This window comes from Streptomyces sp. NPDC018610 (assembly GCF_044391765.1).
In the GTDB taxonomy this organism is placed as follows: Bacteria; Actinomycetota; Actinomycetes; order Streptomycetales; family Streptomycetaceae; genus Streptomyces.
This window is the reverse complement of sequence record NZ_JBISAL010000012.1, coordinates 241,324-259,343: the sequence shown is the minus strand read 5'-3', so window position 1 is coordinate 259,343 and position 18,020 is coordinate 241,324. Positions and strand designations below refer to the sequence as shown.

The following is an 18,020-nucleotide window of genomic DNA, read 5'->3' as shown; positions in this document are numbered from 1 at the left end:
CCTGACAACTCCCCCGTTCTGTGCGCCGCTCGCTCCGGGACACCTTCGGGGCGGGCGCCCTCCTCGGTGACGATCCGCCGGGCCGGGGCGCGGCCCGAGGATGACCGGTGACAGTCAGCCGTTCGCAGCACCCGGATTTCTCAGGAGCAGCAGATGCGAGCCCGCACCACCGCCCTCACCGCCGCTTGTCTCGTTCTGGCCCTCACGGCGGGGCCGCTGACCGCGGCGCAGGCGTTCGCCGCGTCACCCGCCCGGGCCCGGGCGACGGCCCCCGCCACGTCCGGGCCGGACGCCGCCGCGCTCTCGGCCGCGATCGCCGGGCTGCCGGACCAGGACGCGACCGCCGCCCTGGTGCGCGTCGGCGGCTCCGACGGCCTCTGGCGCGGCAGCGCGGGTGTGCACGACCTGGAGGGCGCGGGGCCGGCCGATCCGGACGCCCGCTTCCGGGCCGGCTCCACCACGAAGGTGGTGACGGCCGCCGTCGTGCTGCGGCTCGCCGCCCAGGGCAGGATCAACCTGAACACGCCCGTCCAGCACTATCTCCCGGGCCTGCTCACCAAGGACTTCCGGCCCGTGACCGTACGGCAGTTGCTGAACCACACCAGCGGCATCCAGTCCGGTGACGGCTTCGGGGACGGCTTCGAGGAGCAGTACGCGCACCGCTTCGACACGCTGACGCCGCGGCAGGTGGTCGCGTCGGCGGTGGCGAAGGGACCCGAGTTCCGCCCGGGCACGCGCCAGGACTACCTGAACATCAACTACACGGTCCTCGGTCTGCTCGTCGAGAAGGTGACCGGGCGGTCGTACGCCGAGGAGGCGACCCGGCTCGTGCTGCGCCCCGCCGGGATGCGGGACACGTATTTCCCGGGCGACGACCCGCACATCGCGGGCCCGCACAACCACGGGTACCAGGCGGTGCGGGAGGCCGACGGGACGACCCGCCTCGTCGACGTCACCGACTGGAACCAGGCGGACCGCTGGGCGGCCGGCGACATGATCTCCACGACCGCCGACCTGGAGCGCCTGCTGGGGGCGCTGTTCCGGGGCCGCGTCGTGCCGGAGCCGCAGCTGCGTGAGATGTTCACGGTCCCCGCGCACATCGAGGGCGCCACCTACAGCGCGGGCCTCCAGCGTTTCGAGTACGGCGGCCGGGTGTACTGGATCAAGTCCGGCGCCCGCTACGGCTACAGCACGGTCGTCGCCGCCACCCGGGACCTGAGCCGCACCCTGGTCTACTCGATCGACACCACCGACGCGAAGGGCGAGTCGATGAACCCGGTGGCCGAGCGGGTCGCGCTGGCCGCCCTCAAGTAGCCGGGACGGCTGCGGCGTTCGCGGTCAGCGCCTCCAGCCGCTTGATCCTCCTGCGGACCGCGTACAGCGGCACGATCCCGAACACCCCGAAGGACATGTCGATCACCGACCACCAGAAGGGGATGCCGCGCACCGGGCCGCAGATCAGGGCGAGCGGGACGATCCCCACACAGGCGATGATGCCGAACTCCACGACCCACACGTTGCGGACCGGGTCGCGGTACGGGCCGTAGAACGCGACGGCGATGACGAGGTGTGCGAAGGCCAGCCAGTCCGTGCCGTAGAGCAGGAACGGGTAATCGGCGTCGGCGGTGTCGAGCCCGCGCCGGACCCGCTCGATCCAGTCCGTCAGCGCGGGCAGGTGCTCGGGCACGGACAGGGACCGCAACAGGTCCTCGGTCCAGCGCAGTTCGTGGACCAGCGGGAAGGCGGTGGCCCCGCTGAGCACCAGGCAGACGACGAAGACAACCAGCCAGACGCGGATGCCCTTGAGCAGGGCGGCTCTGTCGCTCATGACAGGAGCGTACGCCCGGACTTGAACACGTTCAAAACCCAGGGTTCGGCACCCCGGTGGCTTCGCCGGTCGCGTGTCCCGCCGCGGAGGCGACGGCGACGGCGGCCATCACTCCGACGGCGACCGTGAACTCCCGGCCGGCGATGGACTCCACCCGCCGCCACACCGCCTCGGGCACTGCCGGGAAGCGGTCGCGCAGCGCCGGCAGGTCGTGCCGCAGCCACCTCGGCAGGGGCGCCAGTTCCTCGGTGTCGTGCAGGGCCCAGGCCGCCGCCGGTCCGCGCGTGACCGCCGCGCGGACGAGTTGACTCTCATCCGTGTTCGCCGTGCGGCCCGAGGGCAGTGGGGCGCGCTCGGTGCGCGGCTCTGTGGTCGGGGAAGGGAAGGTCAGGGGCGTGGGGAGAGACCCGGTCGGCGGTCGGGGGCGGGAGGGTCGGGGGCGGGGAGCCGGTCCGGGCCGAGCGCGTCACGCAGTTCGCCCCGACGTCGTATGCCCAACTTCTTGTAGGCGCTGGTGAGATGGGTCTCCACGGTGCGGCGGGCCAGGTGCAGCGAGGCGGCTATCTCCGTGTTGGTGCGGCCGGACGCGGCCAGTTCCGCGATGCGCCGTTCGCTGCCGGTGAGGGAGGCGGAGCCGGTGCGGGCGGAGCCCGGGCGGCGGGCGCCGCCCTCGCGCAGCGCCTCCTCCGCGAGCGTGCGCAGCCGGACGGCGCCCAGGCGTTCGGCGCGCGCCGCGGCTTCCCGCAGGCACTCCCGCGCCCGGGCGCGGTCCCCGGCGGCGGTCAGCTGCCGGCCCTGCGCGAGCAGCGCGGCGGCCAGTTCGGGCTCGGTCCCGGCTGGCGCGTCCCGCAGCAGCCGTACGGCCTCGTCGGCCAGCTCCAGGCCGCGCCGGCCGCCGGTGGCGGCGGCCAGCACCCGCAGGGCGCGGCCCACCGTGCGCGGGGTGTTCCACACCCGCGCCAGCCGCAGCTCCTCCTCGGCCAGGGCGAGCGCCTCACGGGGAGCGCCGAGCGCGAGCCTGCACTCGGCGGCGGCCGTGCGCCACGGGGTCACGACCGGGCTGACCACCTCGCGGGCCGCCTGGCGGCGGCCGCACTCCAGGAAGTCGTGCAGCGCGCCCGCGTGGTCCCCCTCGGCGGCGCGCTGCACGCCCCGCGCGTAGAGGAACCGGTTCAGTTCGAAGGAGTCGGGCGCCGCCCCGAGGTCGAAGGCGTCCGCGAGCCGGCGCGCCTCCTCCGCGCGGCCCTGCTCCACCAGCGCGATCAGGGTGTGGGCGTGGGTGTTGCCCGGCCCCGCGGCGAAGGCGACGGGCGGCTCGGCCGGCAGCCGCCCGTACAGGCCGCGGGCCGCCTCGATGTCGACCCGTGTGTTGAGCAGCGCCTGGTGCATGGGGTGCAGCAGGACGGACCGCTGGCCGGCCAGGCCGCGGTCCACCAGCCGGTCCGCCTCGTCGAGTTCGTCCGCCCACTGGGCGACCGCGGCGGCGGTGCCCAGAAGGAACGGCTCGGTCAGCGGGTCGGCCGGCTCGGCGAGCAGTGCGCGCATCTGGCGCATCGCGTCCTCGGCCGAGGTGAGCCCGGCGGTGGCGGCGTGCCGTACGAGCAGCGCCCGGGCGGCCGGGCCGACCAGCTCGGGCGAGCGGGTGGCCGCGTCGCGCAGCACACCGTAGACGTCGCGCCGTACGGCCGAATCCCAGTCGGACAGCAGGGCGGAGGCGATGCGCAGGGCGCCGACCAGTTCGGGGCGGTCGGCGAGCTGTCCGACCACCGCGCACAGCACGTCCACGGCGGCGCGTGCCCTGCCCTGGCCGGCCAGCGCGGTGCCCAGGGCGACGGCCGCGCGCACCCGGTCCTGCGGGGAGCCGGGCAGCCGCAGCGCCTCGGTGAGCCGGGGTATCCCGGCGGCGGAGTCCGGACCGGCGCACTCCAGGGAGCCCAGTTCGGTCAGCAGCCGCTGGCGGCGCTCGCCGGGCAGGGGTTCGTCCAGGGCCCTGCGCAGGAAGGCCACGGCGTCCGTGGCGCGGTCCTCGCTCAGGGCGAGGCTCGCCGCCTCCTGGAGGACGTCCGGCGCCCAGCCGGCGCCGACGGGACCGGCCGGCAGCAGTTGCCTGGCCACGGCGTCGGCGGAAGCGCCGTGCCGCAGCATCGACTCGGCGGCGGCCCGGTGCGCCGCGTGCCGCCGCGCCGCGGGCACGCCGGTGAGCACCGCGTCCCGCAGCAGGGGATGGGCGTAGCGGGGGCGGCCAGCGGAGTCCTTCCGCAGCAGCCCGAGGCCCGTCATGGCGGTGAGCCAGCCCGCCACCCGGGCGGGATCGGCGCCGGTCAGTCCGGCGAGCAGCGCGGCCGGCTCCGCGCCCAGGCCCCGGCCGGCCGGTTCCGGGCGCCGGCGCTCCCAGGCGCCGAAGGCGCGGTCGGCCGGCCGGCGTCGCCGGTGGTCGCGCTCACCGCCCGGGCGGCCGGCGCCCGGGACCCGCCCCTGGGACTCCCAGGCATCGGCGTGGACGGCGCCGGCCGGCCCCGGGCCGTGCCCGGCGCCCTCCTCCGCGCACGCCGTGTCGAACGGGGCCTGACGGTGCGTGAGGCCCGGTCCGGTCCCGTCCCCGGCGGGCACACCGGCAAACGGCGCCTGTGCGTCGGGCCGGCCCCACTCGTGCCGCTCGCCCGTGGGCACGTCACCGGCCGGGTCCCACCCGTATTCGTGCCGTATTCCGGCGGACGCACCGGCGGCCGGCGCCCCGGCGCGCACCGCACGGCCCGGACGACCGGCGTCCGAACCACCGGCGTCCGGACGACGGGCGCCCGGGCGACCGGATAAGGCGCTCCTCGCCGGTGCGGGTCCCGCGCGGTCCCAGCCCTCGTCCAGGACGGCGAGCGACCGCGCGACCTCGGCCGTGCCGGGGCCCGCGCTGTCCAGCCACCACGACACGGCCGCCGGGTAGGCGCCCGGGTAGAGGGCGGCCGTCGATTCGGGCACCGTCGGGTGCCCGTGGTCCGGGGTGCCGAGGTCGTCGAGCAGGGCGCGCAGCAGGAGCGGGCTGCCCGCGCCGGCCCGTACGCAGTCGTCGGTCCAGGACGGCGGCGCCGCCGGGAACCGGGCGCGCACCAGGGCGGCCGCCGCCTCCGCGCCGAGCGGGGCCAGGGTGCGGGTGCGCACGAGGGCGGGCGACAGCGTGTGCGTGAAGCCGGGGCGGGGCGCGTCGACGTCGTACTGGCTGCGTTCGGTGACGGCCAGCAGGATCGGCAGGGACAGCCGGTCCACGTGCCGGGCGATCTCCACCAGCCAGCGGTGGGAGGGACCGTCGGCGAGGTGGACGTCGTCCACCGCCACCAGCAGCGGCCCCTCGGCGGCGTGCGCGCGCAGCGCCTGCCACAGCGTCTCGGCCTGCGCGCGCTCCCCGTCCGCGTGCAGGAACTCCGGTCGTCGACCGAGGAGTTGCAGGACGGCGGCGTACGGGGCCGCGGCGTCGCCGGGCGAGCAGCGGGCGCGCAGCACCCGCATGCCATGTGCCTCGGCGGCCCGCCCGGCGGTCTCCAGGACGGTGGTGCGGCCGGTGCCGGTCGCCCCGCGCAGCACCACCAGGGCGCCGCCGCCGGCCCGGGCGCGCGCGGCGGCGGCCGCGATCAGCGCGACGGCCTCCCGGTGCTCACGCGGCTGTTCCCACGGCTCATCGCACACCTGTCCGCACCCCCGTTCATCGGTTCGCTCGTACATCCGTCACACCCCTGTACACGCCGGCTGTCGCGATGGTTCACTCGGTTGCTCCGCTGCGGTCCGGGCGCCGCCGCATGGTCGGCTCTCACACCCCTCCGCACACCAGGACGCCCCTGGCCGCCGTGCGGTGCCGTGACAAGGCCCACTGGTGCCGACCCGGGGGCCGGCGGAACCGTCCCGCCGGGCAACCTCGTGGTCCCGTACACCTGTTCTCGTGGTGCCCCTCGTGGTGTTCCACGATTGTCCGGTCCCCGCCCGCCGCAGGAACCTGAGGAGGGCACGCCCGCCACCGCACCCACAGCCGTGGCGGGCCCGCGGACATGGGGGAATCTCTTGCTCAGCACATCTGGGACCACGCGCCCCGGTACGGCCGGCCTCGCCGACCGGACACCGGTGGCGGTGCACGCCACGGATCCGATCCTGCGCGAGGGGGTGCTCAGCCAGCTGCGCCGGTACCCCGAGGTCGACCTGCGGGAGGAGGCCGGCTCGGGCCCGGGCACGGTGGCACTGCTCGTCGACGACACACTCGACGAGGCCGCGCTGGCCCGGCTGCGCCGGCTGGTGCGCGGGGAGGGGGCGCGAGCGGTGCTCGTGGTCAGTTCCCTGCGGGAGGCCGGGCTGCTCGACGTGATCGAGTGCGGGGTGGGCGCCATCGTGTGGCGCCACGAGGCCACGGCGCACCGCCTGGTGCAGGCCGTGCTCGCCGCGGCGCGCGGCGACGGCGACCTGCCCGCCGACCTGCTCGGCCGGCTCATCGACCAGGTGGGGACGCTGCACCGCAGCGCGGCCGGCCGCGCCGGGATGCCTGTCTCGGGGCTGACGGCGCGCGAGGTGGACGTACTGCGCCTGGTCGCCGAGGGGCTCGACACCGGGGAGATCGCCGGCAAGTTGTCCTACTCCGAACGTACCGTCAAGAACGTCATCCACGGGCTGACGACCCGACTCCACCTGCGCAACCGGGCGCATGCGGTGGCGTATGCCCTAAGGGAAGGCTACATCTGACCCGTCGGGCAGCGGTGACCGGCCCGGCGGGCAGCACGGTGTGCACCGCCGCCGTCCCCGGCGCGCCTGCGGGCGCGGACCGGGTGCGGGGCAGGATCGGCCACGGCGGAGCGAACGGGTCAGGGCGGCGCGCCACTCGGGCACGCCGCGGCGAACGGCGAACAGAGCACGGCAGGGCGGGAGCGCGACGGTGATCCACGAGGTGGACGAGGTCCTCAAGACCCTGCTCGAGGGTGGTGCGCTGGCGGGATCCGGCATCGACGTCGCCTTCGACGCCCCCACCCGCGACTGGGCCGCCCGCCGCAACGCGCCGACGATCAACGCCTATCTCTACGACATCCGCGAGGACGTGGCCCGCCGTCAGCGCGGGCAGTTCCCGGTGGTCGACGAGCGGGACGTCGTCGTCAAACGGCGCCGGCCACCACGCTGGTTCCGGCTGTCGTACCTGGTGACGGCCTGGACCAGGCAGCCGCAGGACGAACACCGGCTGCTGTCCGCGGCGTTGGTCACGTTGCTGCCGCGCGAGCTGCTCGCCCCCTCGGAACTGCCCGCCTCGCTGGCACAGTTGGGCATGGCCGTGCCGCTGTCGGTGGCCGGCACCCAGACGGAGTCCCGGTCCCTGGCGGAGATCTGGTCCGCACTGGGCGGCGAACTCAAGCCGTCCCTCGACCTGATGATCACCGTGCCCTTCCCCTCCTATCCCGACTACGACGCCGGCCCGCCCGTCACCGAGGGCGCGGTGGTCCGGGTCCGCGGCCTGGACGGCACGGCCCCGGCCGACGCCGAGGAGCGCGCCCACCGGCCCCGGCAGGTGGCGGCGGCCCGCGACGCCAGGAAGAGGGCCTGGCGCGGCCACGGGACGGGCGGAGCGGACAGAGCCGGCAGACCGGACGGAGCGGCCGGAGCGAGCGGAACGGCCGGAACGACATGACCGCACCGCCCGCGGCGCACGACACCACCACCGCACGGCCCCCCGCGCCCGACCCCACCACCGCGCTCCTCGCCCGGCTCGCCGTTCTGCGCGAGCGCGTCGCCCTGCTGGTCGACCTCCGGTCGGCGACCGACCCCACGGCCGCCGACCCGCTGCGCGGCCTGTACCTGCCGGAGGAGGCGATACGCCGGCTGCTGCACCCGGCGGAACCGCCGGTGGACGGCGGGACCGGTGACCTTCCCGGCGGCCCGCCCGGCTCTCCGCCCGACGACTTGCCCGGCGACCCTCGCCGCTCCCCCTCCGGTGATCCGCTCCGCGCCCTTTCCGCCGAGCTGCCCGCTCCCTCGCGGGCACTTGCCTCCGCCGCCGCTCCGGCGGCGGACCCGGTCGCCGGGCTCTGCGCGCGGCTCGGGCTGACCGAGCTGGACTCCGCGCTCCTCCTCGTCGCCCTCGCACCCGACCTGGACCGCACCTTCGAACCGCTGTACGGCTACCTGAACGACGACGTCAGCCGGCGGCGGGCGAGCGTCGCCCTCGCCCTCGATCTGTGCGGGATCCCGGCCCACTCGGCCGCCGCCCGGGCCCGACTGCACCCCGCGGCCCCGCTGGTCTCGTTCGGGCTGCTCACCGTGGAGGAGCCCGAACGCCCCCTCCTGAGCCGCTCGTTGCGCGTGCCCGACCGGGTCGTGTCCCATCTGCTCGGCGACGGCGCCCCCGATCCCGAGCTCGCCGCACACCTGCGCCCGCTGCCCGCGCCGCCGCCGCGGACGTCGCACACCGGCGAAGGCGGGGCCGAGGGCGGGGAGTTCGACCGACTCACCGACCGGCTGGCCGACCGGCTGGCCGACGCTCCCCCGCTCACCGCCTATCTGCGCGAGGCCCGCGAGGGCGACGGGCTCTCCTGTGCCGCCGCCGCCCTGAGCGCCGCCGGACTGGCGGCCCTGCACTTCGCCGGGCCCGAGGACCGGGTGCCCGACCTGCTGCGCGAGGCGCGGCTGACCGGGGCCGCGATCGTCGTCTCCGCGCTGCCCGGAAAGCCGGCCCGGATGGTCGGGGAGCTGGCCGCGGCCGAGGTGCCCGTGCTGATCACCGACGCCCGGCCCTACGATCCCCAGTGGTGCGACCACGGGACCCCCGACCCACTGGTGCTGGAGGTGCCCCGGCGCGGCGCCGGTTCCGTGCTCACCTGGGCGGCCGTCCTCGGGACGGAGCCCGGCTTCGACCTGGCCGCCACCGTCGCGCCGTACCACCTCTCCGACGACCGCGTCGTCCGGGCCGCCCGCGCCGCCCTGGAGCTGGCGGGTTTCGAGGGCGCGCCGCTCACCGCGGCTCATCTGCGCGCCGCCGCCCGCCGGCAGTCCGCCTCGGGCCTGGAGCAGCACGCCCGCCGGATCCGGCCCGCCGTCGACTGGACGGACCTGGTGCTGCCCGAGCAGCCCCTGACCCAGCTGCGGGAACTCGCCCTGCGCGCCCGCCACCGCGACCGGGTCCTCGGCGACTGGCGGCTCAGCGCGGGCGGCGGCCGGGGCCGGGGCGTCCTCGGTCTGTTCGCCGGCGAGTCCGGCACCGGCAAGACGCTCTCGGCGGAGGTCGTGGCGGCCGAGCTGGGCCTGGACCTCTACGTCGTCCAGCTGTCGTCCGTGGTCGACAAGTACGTCGGCGAGACGGAGAAGAACCTGGAGCGGATCTTCACGGAGGCCGACCGCACCGACGCGGTGCTCCTGTTCGACGAGGCCGACGCCGTGTTCGGCAAGCGCTCGGAGGTGAAGGACTCGCACGACCGGTACGCCAACATGGAGAGCGCCTACCTGCTCCAGCGGCTGGAGTCCTTCGACGGCATCGCCCTGCTCACCACGAACCTGCGCGCCAACATCGACGAGGCCTTCACCCGGCGTCTGGACCTGGTGGTCGACTTCCCGTTCCCCGACGTCGAGCAGCGCACGGCCCTGTGGCGGCACAGCCTGTCCCACGTGCCCTGCGAGGACGACGTCGAACTCGGCCCGGTGGCGGCGGACTTCGAGCTGGCCGGCGGTTCGATCCGCAGCGCGGTGGTGACCGCCGCGTACCTCGCCGCCGGCCGCGGCCGTCCGGTCACCGCGGCCGACCTGCTGGAGGGGGCCCGCCGCGAGTACCGCAAGGCGGGCCGGCTCCTGCCGGGCGACGGCTCCTGGTGAGACGGTTCCCGGTGAAGCGGCTCCTGGTGAGGGAGCCGCTCACCCCGTCAGTCCTGCACCCGCCACTTCTGGTTCGGCGTCCCCGCGCACGACCACAGCTGGAGCTTCGTCCCGTTCCCGGTGCCGTTGTCCACCGCGTCCACGCACTTGTTCGCCTGCGGGTTCACCAGGTCGCCCTCGGTGCTCAGCACGAACGTCTGCGCCGGGTTGCCGCTGCACCGGGCCAGCTGGATCGCCGCGCCGTCGTCACTGGACCCCCAGGCCACGTCCATGCACATGCCGAGCGAGCGCACGGTGCCGTCGCCGAGGAACTGCCACTTCTGGTTGGGCGTCCGCTTGCAGTCCTTGATCTGGAGCCGGGTGCCGTCGCGGCCCACGCCGTCCTCGCCGCCGGTGACGTCGACACAGCGGTCGGACCCGCGCCCGATGATGAGCTGGCCCGCGGCCTCGGCGGGCTTGGCGGGCTTGGGCTTCGAGCCGCCGCCCTGGTCGCCGCCACCGCCCGAGCCGCCTGAGCCACCCGAACCCCCCGACCCTCCGGTGGAGCCGGAGGTGTCCGGCTGCTGCGCACCGCCCGGGTCACCGCCACCGGGCTTCTCGCTCTCCCCGCCGCCGGCCGGCGCGGGAGCGGACTCCTGGGGCGCCGGGGGCGTCTCCTTGACCAGCGGCCGGCTCGGCTCCGCCGTGGGGGCGAGCGTGCTGCCGGCCTCGGCGACCCGTTCGGTGGCACCGCTGCCGACGTTCGGCTTGTAGGCGATCCACAGCATCGTGAAGGTGATGCCGAGGGCCAGGAACACCCCGAGGAAGGTCGCGAGCCACCGGGGCAGGAACCCACGCTGGAGATACGTGCCCTCCACCGGCAACGGGCTCACACCGGAACGCTGCACCGCCAGGGTGTACGGCCGCTGCTCCTTCCCCCCGAACCAGATGATCTTCCGGGGCTTCAGCGTGGCCTTCACGAACGCGGCCCGGCCCGGCTCGATCTGCACATTGCTCGGGTGGATGTCGTACGACAACTGGTCGCCGTTGTCGCTGCCGCTCACCGACGCGGTGACCTTCGTGTTCCCGAGATTGTCCACCGCCAGGCGGGGACGGCCCCGGAAACGGCCCTTGACCGTCGGCGGCACCAGTTCCGCCCGCACCTCCGTGAACGGGGTGATCGTGAGATTGCCCTCCGGAACAGTGACGGCCTCCGGATGCTCGGTCGGCGTGATCCGCACCGCGTACGGATTCGGGCCCGCCGTCGCGTCCGGCGTACGGGGCGGCGCGAACGTCAGCTCCACCGTCCCCGTCGTACCGGGGAACAACCGCAGCGTCTGCGGCTCCACCGTCGTCCAGGGCGCGACGTCACCGACCGGCTCGAAACGGTACTCGTCGACGACGTCACCCGTGTTGCGCAACCGCAGCCGCACACGCGTACTGCCACCCGGATCCACGGTCGCGGAGGCGGGCTCCAGGGAAGTCCAAAGGCTCACCTGTCGACGCTATGGCCGGCCCCCCGCGCACGTCACGAGTCGCCGGGGCACGACCACTGCCCGAAGGGGAGGAAGCGGCGACCCCCGGCGGCCCGGGCGAAGACACGTGTCCCGCCCGGGCCGTACGGGTACGGTCCGCGTCTCCCGCCGGTGCGCCACGGGGCCCCGCCGGCCGAGCCGCCGATGCCTACTGGTCCGTGGCCGGAAGGGGCGGGTAGTCGGCGGCGGTCACCTCGCCGGGCTCGTCCTGGGAGACGACCCGCCCGCCGTGCAGCTGCCGGAACGTCGCGTCGTCCACCGTTCCGGTGACCGGGAGGCCCATCGCCCGCTGGTAGAGCCGGACGCGCTCCTTCAGGGCGTCGTTGACGGGTGCGTGCGCGCGGGGTTTGACGCCCTGGAGGTACTGCATGTTCGACCGGATGAAGAGGCTCTGCGTGGTGACCACGTCGTCGGTGATCCGGTCGTAGGTGGCCCACAGCAGGACGCTGTTGAACCACACGACGTTGGGGTTGTCCTTGCCGGACTGGATGTCGGCCGTGTTCTTGCCCAGGTGCGCCATCAGCAGGGCCGTCATCGTGGAACGGCCCAGGTTGCCCAGCCCGTCCGTCTTGACCATGACCCCGTCATAGATGCCGTCGACCTGCCGCTGCCAGCACTTCAGGGCAGCGACCGTCGCCGTGTCCATCATTCCCACGGTGTGGTGCTCGGTGAGCCGGCAGGGGGAGTCCTCCGGGAACGTGGCCATCCTGACCTGGGCGAACTGCACGAACAGGTTCGGTCCGTCACCCGGCCGGAAGGGGAGCGGGGCACGGGGCTCGTCCTTCTCGGCCCCCGCCGCCCCACCGCCTCCGCCGGAGCCACCGTCCTTGGCCGCCGACCCTCCGGAGCCGTCGGAGCCGCCCGCCTTGTCCTGCCCGCCGTCGTCCCCGCCCGGGGTGAGGTCGAGCCCCGCCCCGTCGTCGTCCCCGCCCGCCTCGTCGTGCCCGGCGCCCCGGGACGTCCCGCCGGAGGGCAGCGCGCCCGCCGAGGGCATGGCGGTCGGCAGCGCGGTGGCACCGGCTTCCGCCACCTTCTCGGTGGCCACGCTGCGCACCGGGGGTTTGTGAGCGAGCCAGAACATGACGAAGGCGAGGGTGAGGGCCAGGGCGACGCCGAGGAAGGTGGCGAGCCAGCGGGGCAGGAACCCACGCTGGAGGTAGGTGCCCTCCACCGGAAGGGGCTTCGCGCCGGAGCGCTGCACCGCCAGGGTGTAGGGCCGTTGCTCCTTCCCCCCGAACCAGATGATCTTCCGGGGCTTCAGCGTGGCCTTCACGAACGCGGCCCGGCCCGGCTCGATCTGCACATTGCTCGGGTGGATGTCGTACGACAGGTGATCACCGTTGTCGCTGCCCCCCACGGAAGCGGTGACCTTGGTGTTGCCCAGGTTGTCCACCGCCAGGCGGGGGCGGCCCCGGAAACGGCCCTTGACCGTCGGCGGCACCAGTTCCGCCCGCACCTCGGTGAACGGGGTGATGGTGAGGTTGCCCTCCGGGACGGTGACGGCCTCCGGATGCTCGGTCGGCGTGATCCGCACCGCGTACGGATTCGGGCCCGCCGTCGCGTCCGGCGTACGGGGCGGGGCGAACGTCAGCTCCACCGTCCCCGTCGTACCGGGAAACAGCCGCAGCGTCTGCGGCTCCACCGTCGTCCAGGGCGCGACGTCACCGACCGGCTCGAAGCGGTACTCGTCGACGACGTCACCGGTGTTGCGCAACCGCAGCCGCACACGTGCGGTGCTGCCGGGGTCCACGGTCACGGACGCCGGTTCGAGGGAAGTCCAAAGGCTCACGCGAAGACGCTACGAACGGGCCATCACCTGGTCAGGAGTCTCGCGCGCACAGCCGGTGCCCGAACGGCCACCGGGCGCGGACCGGACCGGCGCACGGCCGTCCTCCGCGGCCCGGCGCCCGCCTCGCGGTGCGCCGGCCCAGGCGCGGCCCCGGGCTGCGGCGGCGGTGCGACGCCCCCGCCGCCCCCGCCGTCGGCCGTGCGGCGCACGGCCCGCGAAGTGCCCTTGTGGGCAAGGAGAGTGCCCCCGGACCGGCACCGCGGGACGTTTCGGCCGACGCGCTTCGCGCGTGAGGGTGGACCTGATCCTGACTCGTACCCCGAGGAGCGCAGAGCATGCCTTCCTACCTGTCGCCCGGCGTCTACGTCGAGGAGGTGGCCAGCGGTTCTCGTCCGATCGAGGGAGTGGGCACCTCGGTGGCGGCCTTCGTGGGGCTCGCCCCGGCCGGCCCGCTGAACGAGCCGACGCTGGTGACCAACTGGAGCCAGTACGTGGCGGCCTTCGGTGAGTTCACCGACGGGTACTACCTCGCGCACTCGGTCTACGGATTCTTCCAGAACGGCGGCACGGCCGCCTACGTCGTGCGCGTCGGCGGCTCCGCCGAGGGCGCGGCCCTGGAGGCCGACGCGGCCGCCGGCCGGGCCGGTTCGGCGCCCGCCGCCGTGGCCTCCTCCACCACGCCGGCCGCGCTGCCCGCCGCCGAGCCGACGCAGCTCGGCACGTTCGCGGTGTCGGCCATCGCCTCCGCGAGCAGCGGCTCGCTGAGCGTGGAGGTCACCGACCCGGAGGGCGAGGGCCCCGCCGAGCGGTTCCGGCTGATCGTCAAGGACGGCGACAAGGCGGTCGAGACCTTCGACGTCACCGCCAAGAAGGGCGGCCGCAACTACGTCGTCACGCAGGTCAAGGAGCGCTCCAAGCTCATCTCCGTGACCGAGGCCGTGCCGGCCGCGCAGCTGGTCCGCCCCGACAACCAGACGGTGGCCGTCGCCGCCCCGGCGCCCGTCCCCGCCGTGCCGGCCTCCGACACGGCGCGGAACTCGCACCCCGGCCCGGCCGAGTACCTCGGCGACTCCGCGGACCGTACCGGCTTCGGCGGTCTGGAGGCCGTCGACGAGGTCTCCATGGTCGCGGTGCCCGACCTCATGGCCGCCTACCAGCGCGGCGCGATCGACCTGGAGGCCGTCAAGGCGGTCCAGCTCGGCCTGATCGCGCACTGCGAGCTGATGGGCGACCGGGTCGCGGTCATCGACCCGCCGCCCGGCCTCAACGCCCGCCAGATCCGCGTCTGGCGGCAGGAGACGGCCGGCTACGACTCCAAGTACGCCGCCCTGTACTACCCGTGGATCAAGACGTTCGACCCGAGCAGCGGCCAGACCCGGCTGGTCCCGCCGAGCGGCCACATCGCCGGCATCTGGGCCCGCAACGACGCCGAGCGCGGCGTGCACAAGGCGCCCGCCAACGAGGTCGTGCGCGGCGCGGTCGACCTGGAGACCCAGATCACCCGCGGCGAGCAGGACCTGCTCAACCCGATCGGCGTCAACTGCATCCGCGCCTTCCCCGGGCGGGGCATCCGCGTCTGGGGCGCCCGCACCCTCTCCTCCGACCCGGCCTGGCGCTACCTGAACATCCGCCGGTACTTCAACTACCTGGAGGAGTCGATCCTGATCGGCACCCAGTGGGTGGTGTTCGAGCCCAACGACCACGCGCTGTGGGCCCGCATCCGGCGCAACATCTCGGCGTTCCTGGTCAACGAGTGGCGCAGCGGCGCCCTGTTCGGGCAGCGGCCCGAAGAGGCGTACTACGTCAAGTGTGACGAGGAGACCAACCCGCCGGAGTCGGTGGACGTCGGCCGGGTCGTCTGCGAGATCGGCATCGCACCGGTCAAGCCGGCCGAGTTCGTGATCTTCCGGCTGGCCCAGTTCTCCAGCGGCAGCGGTGAGTTGGAGGAGTAGGCCGCCCGCCGCTCCCCGAACTCTCCCTCGACACCCCTAGAAGGACAGCGAACTCATGAGTCTCCAGCCGGGTGACGCCCTCACCTCGCACAATTTCGGCCTGCAGATCGACGGTGTGATGGTCGAGTACCTGGCCGAGGTCAGCGGCCTCAGCATCGAGCAGGACGTCATCACCTACCAGCAGAACACCCCGGGCGGCCAGAACGTGGTCAAGAACCTGCCGGGTGTGAAGAAGAACGGCACCTGCACGGTCGTGCGCGGCATGACCCAGTCGGCGTCGTTCACCCAGTGGATCAACCAGTCGATCACCGGGCAGATGACCACCGCCCGCAAGAACGCCTCCATCATCATGATGGACTTCCAGAACAACCCGGTGAAGCGCTACCACCTGCGCAACGCCTGGTGCAGCAAGATCGACGCGAGCACGGTCAAGGCCGGCGAGGCAGCCGCCCTCACCGAGACCGTGACGATCACGTTCGAAGAACTGGTCATCGAGTAATGCGGCGTACGGCTGCCAGGGCCGGCGGCGTCGTCGCGCACGCCGGCCCGGATGCGGCGGAGTCCGTGCCGGAGGCGGCGGTCGAGGCGGCCCCGCCGCAGCAGCAGCTCCCGCTCCAGCAGGAGTCGCTGCGCACCGAGTTCTCCTTCCAGCTGCCCCGCGGGTACGTCGACGAGTCGGGCACCGTGCACCGGGACGGGACGATGCGGCTGTCGACGGCGCGGGACGAACTCGTCCCGCTGCGGGACGTGCGCGTGCAGGAGAACCCGGCCTACCTGTCGGTCGTACTGCTCGGCCGGGTCATCACCCGGCTGGGCACGCTGCCCATGGTCCACGACGGGATCGTGGAGAACATGTTCGCCTCCGACCTGGCGTTCCTGCAGGACTTCTACCGCCAGATCAACGCGGAGGGCCACACGCGCGCCGCCGTGCGGTGCCCGCACTGCGCGGAGCCCTTCGAGGTGGAACTCGGCGGGAGCCGCCTGGGGGAATCGTGACGTACGCGACCGACCGGCTGCACGAGGAGATCGCGTACGTGGCCTACCACTTCCACTGGGGCCTGGAGGAGATCCTGGACCTGGAACATCACGACCGCCGCCGGTACACGGGCGAGATCGCGTCCCTGGTGACGCGCGCCGGGGCGGAGGGCTGAGCGGTGGGTTTCCTGGACCGGTTCCGCGGACGGACGGACGACGAGGGCACGGGCGGCACCGCACCCGGCGGCTCTGTCGCCGTGCCCGGCGGCGAGATGCCGCCGGGTGCGGCGGCGTCCGCCGATCCGGTGTCGCCGGGTGCGACCCCCGGTGGCGGTGAGGGGCCGGCGGGCGGTGGTCGCGCGCCGGTGCCCGCGACCTGGTCGGTGCTGCCGCCGATCCAGCGGGCGCTGGCCCCGAGCCCGGCCGGCGTCGCCGACCGCGGGTTCGGCGGACGGCTGCCGACCTGGCAGAACCCGTCCTTCATGGGCGCGGCCTCCCACGCGGTCCTGGACGGACGATCGAGCGCGGTGCTCGGCGGCGGTACGGCGCAGCCGTTGCCCGGCCGCCCGGTGACGGGGCTGGAGCAGCCGGCGGCATCGCTGCCGTCGCCCGGTCCGGGACCCGTGGTGCAGCGGGCGCCGGCCGTTCCGCTGCGGTGGCTTCCGCCGCGGGGGGCGGCGGGGACGTCGTCGGCGGCGGGGATGTCTCCGGCGTCGGCCGGTGCGTCGGGCAGCGGTGTCGGGCGGCCGTCGGGTGGTCCGGGGGTGCCCTTCACCGGGCCGTCCGCCGGGGGTGCCGGGTCCGCCGGCCCGTCTGCCGCCACGTCGCCCGCGAGGTCCGTCACGGCTGACGGCTCCGCCACTCCTGTACTCCGGTCCGCGTCCGCGGCGAGGCCTACCGCCGGGCACAGGTCGGCTGCCGGACCGGGGGCGGGCGGTTCTGCGCGTTCCGGCGGGCCGGTTCCCGGCTCCTCGTCGAGCGGCGCGGGTTCCTCCGGCGCGTCCGTCCCCGCCTCCGCCGCCTTGCCGTCGGCGGGTCCGGGAGCGGCGGCGGCCGCCTCGGCGCCTGCGCCCGCGGGATCCGCGACGTCGGTGCCGGCCGCTTCGACGTCGGTCGCGTCGGCGTCGGGCGGTCCGGTGGTCGGCCCGGTGGTGTCGCCCCAGGCGCCGTCCGTCCGGTCGGTGAATCCTGCTCCGCCCTCCTCCGGGATCCGGCTGAGCCCGGTCGCGACCGGGCCGGCCGCCGCGGCTCCGCCGGCGTCGCTCGTCCGCACCCAGCGGCGGGTGCTTCCGGTGTCCCGGCGGATGGCCGCCGCGCCGTCCGCGGCGCAGGCGGGCTCTCCGTCCGGCGCGGGGTCCGCGCGGGACGGCCGCGGTACGGCGGACACGTCGGCGACCCCGGCCGCCGAGGGCGACGGGAGCCCCGCTCCCGTCGTGCGGCCGGCCGATCCGTCGCCGGCGAGCGCCGAGTCGGCGTCCGCCACGAGCGGCGCCGGCTCGGTGACTTCTGCTCAGGCGCCGGCGCGCGCGGACGGCGTTCCCGCGTCCTTCGGCGCGGTGGCCGGCGAGGCCGCGCCCGGCGCCGTACGGCGCTCGGGTGCCGGTCCGGTCTCCGGTGCCGGTCCGGTCTCCGGTGCCGTCGTGCAGCGGAGCAGCGACGGGGCGAAGGACTCGGCGGCCCCCGTGTCCCGGCGTTCGGGCGCGCCGGGTGACGCGGCTTCCGCTGCCGCTCCGGGCGCCGACGGGGCGGCGGCGCGGTCCGCCGTCCAGCGTCGGGCGACGGCGCGGGACGGTCGTACGACGCCGTCCGGCCCGGCGGTGGAGCACCCGGCCCCGGCCGGTCCCCCGTCCGCACGCCCCGCCCAGGCGTCGTCCGCGCACACTCCGGCCCCGTCCACTCCGGCCCCGTCCGCTCCGGCTCCGTCCACTCCGGTGACCCGAACGCGGCCGAACGACTCCGTCCGGGCTTCCCGGACCACGGGCGCCGACCTGCCCGTGCAGCGGAAGCAGGCGGAACCCGGCCCCGCGCCGGTGAGCCCTTCCGCGCCGTCGGCCACTTCCACCCCTTCCGCTCCATCGGCGCCGTCGGCCACTTCGGCCTCTTCCACCCCATCGGCGCCGTCTGCCACTTCCATTTCCGCCTCT

General features: G+C 75.0%; 15 protein-coding genes. 8 read left to right on the top strand and 7 right to left on the bottom strand.

Going from position 1 to position 18,020, the window contains the following annotated elements; translation table 11 throughout:
* The first annotated feature begins 153 nt into the window (after positions 1–153).
* Complete coding sequence (locus ACH5A8_RS29325) at positions 154–1,314, top strand: serine hydrolase domain-containing protein (protein ID WP_399006978.1); 1,161 nt, start codon at positions 154–156, stop codon at positions 1,312–1,314.
* On the opposite strand, the gene ACH5A8_RS29320 is transcribed toward ACH5A8_RS29325, so the two are convergent.
* The 3 genes from ACH5A8_RS29320 to ACH5A8_RS29310 form a co-directional block, all read right to left on the bottom strand.
* Positions 1,307–1,828 (bottom strand): hypothetical protein, encoded by a 522-nt coding sequence (locus tag ACH5A8_RS29320; RefSeq protein ID WP_399006976.1) that lies wholly within the window; start codon positions 1,826–1,828, stop codon positions 1,307–1,309. The two genes, ACH5A8_RS29325 and ACH5A8_RS29320, sit on opposite strands and share 8 nt — an antisense overlap.
* A 31-nt stretch (positions 1,829–1,859) precedes the next feature.
* Positions 1,860–2,087: an HXXEE domain-containing protein gene (locus ACH5A8_RS29315; protein ID WP_399007006.1), complete on the bottom strand. Its 228-nt coding sequence runs from the start codon at positions 2,085–2,087 to the stop codon at positions 1,860–1,862.
* 128 nt (positions 2,088–2,215) lie between these two features.
* A complete protein-coding gene (locus ACH5A8_RS29310; RefSeq protein WP_399006974.1) occupies positions 2,216–5,503 on the bottom strand; it encodes a LuxR C-terminal-related transcriptional regulator in 3,288 nt (1,095 codons plus the stop codon).
* 369 nt (positions 5,504–5,872) lie between these two features.
* On the opposite strand from ACH5A8_RS29310, the gene ACH5A8_RS29305 reads away from it, so the two are divergent.
* The 3 genes from ACH5A8_RS29305 to ACH5A8_RS29295 all read left to right on the top strand — a co-directional run bounded on the left by ACH5A8_RS29305 (position 5,873) and on the right by ACH5A8_RS29295 (position 9,646).
* Positions 5,873–6,541, top strand: a complete 669-nt coding sequence (locus tag ACH5A8_RS29305) for a LuxR C-terminal-related transcriptional regulator (RefSeq protein WP_399006972.1) — start codon at positions 5,873–5,875, stop codon at positions 6,539–6,541.
* 190 nt (positions 6,542–6,731) lie between these two features.
* Positions 6,732–7,472 (top strand): DUF4255 domain-containing protein, encoded by a 741-nt coding sequence (locus ACH5A8_RS29300; RefSeq protein ID WP_399006970.1) that lies wholly within the window; start codon positions 6,732–6,734, stop codon positions 7,470–7,472.
* Entirely contained in the window at positions 7,469–9,646 is a 2,178-nt protein-coding gene (locus ACH5A8_RS29295; protein WP_399006968.1) for an ATP-binding protein, read from the top strand. Before ACH5A8_RS29300 ends, ACH5A8_RS29295 begins: the two co-directional genes overlap by 4 nt.
* Before the next feature lie 47 nt (positions 9,647–9,693).
* On the opposite strand, the gene ACH5A8_RS29290 is transcribed toward ACH5A8_RS29295, so the two are convergent.
* The gene (locus tag ACH5A8_RS29290) at positions 9,694–11,121 is read right to left on the bottom strand and encodes a ricin-type beta-trefoil lectin domain protein (RefSeq protein WP_399006966.1); all 1,428 of its coding nucleotides are present in this window, start codon (positions 11,119–11,121) and stop codon (positions 9,694–9,696) included.
* A gap of 187 nt (positions 11,122–11,308) precedes the next feature.
* Positions 11,309–12,949, bottom strand: a complete 1,641-nt coding sequence (locus ACH5A8_RS29285; RefSeq protein ID WP_399006964.1) for a peptidoglycan-binding protein — start codon at positions 12,947–12,949, stop codon at positions 11,309–11,311.
* A 335-nt stretch (positions 12,950–13,284) separates the two neighbouring features.
* On the opposite strand from ACH5A8_RS29285, the gene ACH5A8_RS29280 reads away from it, so the two are divergent.
* Genes ACH5A8_RS29280 through ACH5A8_RS29265 form a run of 4 tightly spaced genes read left to right on the top strand, consistent with a single transcriptional unit; the run spans position 13,285 to position 16,052 of the window.
* Positions 13,285–14,901 (top strand): phage tail sheath family protein, encoded by a 1,617-nt coding sequence (locus ACH5A8_RS29280; protein WP_399006962.1) that lies wholly within the window; start codon positions 13,285–13,287, stop codon positions 14,899–14,901.
* Positions 14,902–14,956: 55 nt separating this feature from the next.
* A complete protein-coding gene (locus ACH5A8_RS29275; protein WP_009190922.1) occupies positions 14,957–15,400 on the top strand; it encodes a phage tail protein in 444 nt (147 codons plus the stop codon).
* Positions 15,400–15,897 (top strand): hypothetical protein, encoded by a 498-nt coding sequence (locus ACH5A8_RS29270; protein WP_399006960.1) that lies wholly within the window; start codon positions 15,400–15,402, stop codon positions 15,895–15,897. The genes ACH5A8_RS29275 and ACH5A8_RS29270 overlap by 1 nt, the downstream gene beginning before the upstream one ends.
* Entirely contained in the window at positions 15,894–16,052 is a 159-nt protein-coding gene (locus ACH5A8_RS29265; protein WP_399006958.1) for a DUF6760 family protein, read from the top strand. Before ACH5A8_RS29270 ends, ACH5A8_RS29265 begins: the two co-directional genes overlap by 4 nt.
* On the opposite strand, the gene ACH5A8_RS29260 is transcribed toward ACH5A8_RS29265, so the two are convergent.
* Both ACH5A8_RS29260 and ACH5A8_RS29255 read right to left on the bottom strand, forming a co-directional pair.
* Positions 15,986–17,359, bottom strand: coding sequence for a hypothetical protein (locus ACH5A8_RS29260; protein WP_399006957.1), 1,374 nt, complete (start codon positions 17,357–17,359; stop codon positions 15,986–15,988). The genes ACH5A8_RS29265 and ACH5A8_RS29260 overlap by 67 nt on opposite strands.
* A 27-nt stretch (positions 17,360–17,386) precedes the next feature.
* Entirely contained in the window at positions 17,387–18,010 is a 624-nt protein-coding gene (locus ACH5A8_RS29255) for a hypothetical protein (protein ID WP_399006955.1), read from the bottom strand.
* Positions 18,011–18,020 lie beyond the last annotated feature (10 nt).

Bases quoted from the DNA above. Each gene is read 5' to 3' on its own strand.
- ACH5A8_RS29325 (WP_399006978.1), top strand. From the start codon at position 154: ATGCGAGCCCGCACCACCGCCCTCACCGCCGCTTGTCTCGTTCTGGCC.
- ACH5A8_RS29320 (WP_399006976.1), bottom strand. From the start codon at position 1,828: ATGAGCGACAGAGCCGCCCTGCTCAAGGGCATCCGCGTCTGGCTGGTT.
- ACH5A8_RS29295 (WP_399006968.1), top strand. From the start codon at position 7,469: ATGACCGCACCGCCCGCGGCGCACGACACCACCACCGCACGGCCCCCC.
- ACH5A8_RS29280 (WP_399006962.1), top strand. From the start codon at position 13,285: ATGCCTTCCTACCTGTCGCCCGGCGTCTACGTCGAGGAGGTGGCCAGC.
- ACH5A8_RS29275 (WP_009190922.1), top strand. From the start codon at position 14,957: ATGAGTCTCCAGCCGGGTGACGCCCTCACCTCGCACAATTTCGGCCTG.
- ACH5A8_RS29270 (WP_399006960.1), top strand. From the start codon at position 15,400: ATGCGGCGTACGGCTGCCAGGGCCGGCGGCGTCGTCGCGCACGCCGGC.
- ACH5A8_RS29255 (WP_399006955.1), bottom strand. From the start codon at position 18,010: ATGGAAGTGGCAGACGGCGCCGATGGGGTGGAAGAGGCCGAAGTGGCC.